The organism is Methylobacterium aquaticum (genome assembly GCF_001043915.1).
Lineage (GTDB): Bacteria > Pseudomonadota > Alphaproteobacteria > Rhizobiales > Beijerinckiaceae > Methylobacterium > Methylobacterium aquaticum.
Genome location: NZ_LABX01000008.1, coordinates 1 through 1,770 on the forward strand (window position 1 = coordinate 1; position 1,770 = coordinate 1,770).

Consider the following 1,770-nt stretch of genomic DNA (forward strand, 5'->3'; position numbering starts at 1 on the left):
CCGCCTGCCCCGCCGCAGGCGAGGCCGACCCTAGCCTGCGCCTCGCCAAGCCGCCGCGTGCGCCGGGCGTGCGGTGCGAGGAGGTCCGTAGGCGTCTTCGCGAAGGTGCGGCGTCGGCAGGTCGGGTTGAGGCAGTAGAACCGCCGCACCTCGATGCGGAGCTTGGTCTGCGATGTTGACAGCGGCAGATCGGCGGGCTGGCGGTGATAGCGGCTATGGACGGACCGGCTCGCATGCCCGCACTCTGGGCAGCAGCCTGTGGCTGCGTCCAGTCGCACCGGGACGACGAGGTGATCGTGGTGTCGTTCGACGAGATGCGCAACGCGGCACTCGGGGATGGCGTAGGGAATGTTCATGCCTCCCACGATGGGGAGGGCGGATCAGACCATCATCGGCCCGAGGCGATCCACCGCCATCCACGCAAAGTGAGCAAGAACCACCGATCCGGGGCAATCCCACCCGTACCCGCCGTGCCGGGTCGGGCGCTCGGCATTCACCTCAACCTGGATTGGATCGGCTTGTCCGTCGTCGAGGTGGCGCCGGGTGCCGACCCAGCTGACCTGCGGGACGCCAAGTTCCTCTACCACCGGCTGGTCCGGCTCGCCGTGCCGCCGGAGGCCGGCGCCGAGCAGGTGCGCGAAACCCTGGCTGCGGCCGTGGGGCAGGCGCTGGCGCTCGCCCGCGTCTGGGGCTGCGGCGAGGCGGTTCTGGAGCGCGGCCTCTGCCACCTGCGCTCGGCCGGACGGAACAGGCGGCTCAACCGCCTGCCGAACCACTGGGCACCACGCGTATTCGGCGCCATGCTCAAGCGCCGCTGCGGCTTGGCCGGCATTGCAGTGCGCCAAGTCTGGGACGGCTACTCCACCACCATTTGTAACATGACGCATCCGATGCCCGACGCCTACGCGTCGGCCGCCGAGGTCTGGCCGTGGCACACGGCATCAAGGAGTTTCTGCCGCTCTTCACGCACGAGGTCGTCTCCGGCCTATGGAAGGATCGGAACTGGCCCACGGCGGTGCTGCCGCGGCGTGCGGAAGGATGGGCGGACCTCCACCGGGCGATCAAAGCGGCGGCCCTTGGCGTCCGCCGCCCGCATCCGGAGCTTGCACCGGATCCCGGGCCCCTGCAGGCTGCGAGGCAGGCAGGGTACGCGATGCGTCGTCTGGGTCTGCGCCATCGGCTGGGGCTTGTCGCCCGGCCGGTCGCGCGGCCCGGGACACGGCATGACAGTTCGGTGCAGGGTGCGGAACCGACACGCATTTCCACGCTGAAATTCGATTAGCCAAAAAATGATCATATACCCCCGGATCGTATGCGGGGCTAGGCGCGTTCCTCAGTCCTCCGAGCGAAGATGGAGGTGAGGAGATGTCGAGAATGTTGCAGATCGGTGTTCTCGTGCTCGCCGCGGCCGCGTTCGGGTCCGCGGCAGGTCCGGCGCGAGCGCTCGACGAAGTCGGAGCCGCTCATGCCGACCGCCATGGCGCGGAGCCCCACGAACACGTCATCGAGCACAGGAAGACGCTAGGTCACCATGGCGAACCGGGCCATCGAGAGGAGCATCGCGAGGTCGTGTACGAGGGCGGCCATCCCGGCGAAGAGCGTCACTGACCCGGGAAGCGAAACCTAACTGACCGCGATTTCGCCCCACGGTATGGGTCTTTCCCGGCGACGGGTACTCCGCCAAACACAGGCGAGATGTCCGTCGGCGGGTGCACCCCGCCCGGACCGGGCGGAGCGCGCTCGCCGGAAGCGCAGCGGTCCCATAGCATC

General features: G+C 68.8%; 4 protein-coding genes. 2 read left to right on the forward strand and 2 right to left on the reverse strand.

The window, feature by feature from the left end; translation table 11 throughout:
• Window positions 1–356: transposase family protein (locus VP06_RS38850; RefSeq protein ID WP_197093096.1), on the reverse strand; the 356-nt coding region annotated here is incomplete at its 3' end.
• Between the two features lie 24 nt (window positions 357–380).
• The gene (locus VP06_RS01120; protein WP_048444523.1) at window positions 381–728 is read right to left on the reverse strand and encodes a hypothetical protein; all 348 of its coding nucleotides are present in this window, start codon (window positions 726–728) and stop codon (window positions 381–383) included.
• A 200-nt stretch (window positions 729–928) separates the two neighbouring features.
• On the opposite strand from VP06_RS01120, the gene VP06_RS35795 reads away from it, so the two are divergent.
• Window positions 929–1,282 carry a hypothetical protein gene (locus tag VP06_RS35795; protein ID WP_156295393.1) on the forward strand — a complete coding sequence of 118 codons (354 nt, stop codon included), beginning with the start codon at window positions 929–931 and terminating at the stop codon, window positions 1,280–1,282.
• Between the two features lie 92 nt (window positions 1,283–1,374).
• Window positions 1,375–1,608 (forward strand): hypothetical protein, encoded by a 234-nt coding sequence (locus VP06_RS35800; RefSeq protein WP_156295394.1) that lies wholly within the window; start codon window positions 1,375–1,377, stop codon window positions 1,606–1,608.
• Window positions 1,609–1,770: the final 162 nt, after the last annotated feature.

Excerpts from the sequence above, each read along its gene's own strand:
- VP06_RS35800 (WP_156295394.1), top strand. The coding sequence starts at position 1,375 with ATGTTGCAGATCGGTGTTCTCGTGCTCGCCGCGGCCGCGTTCGGGTCC.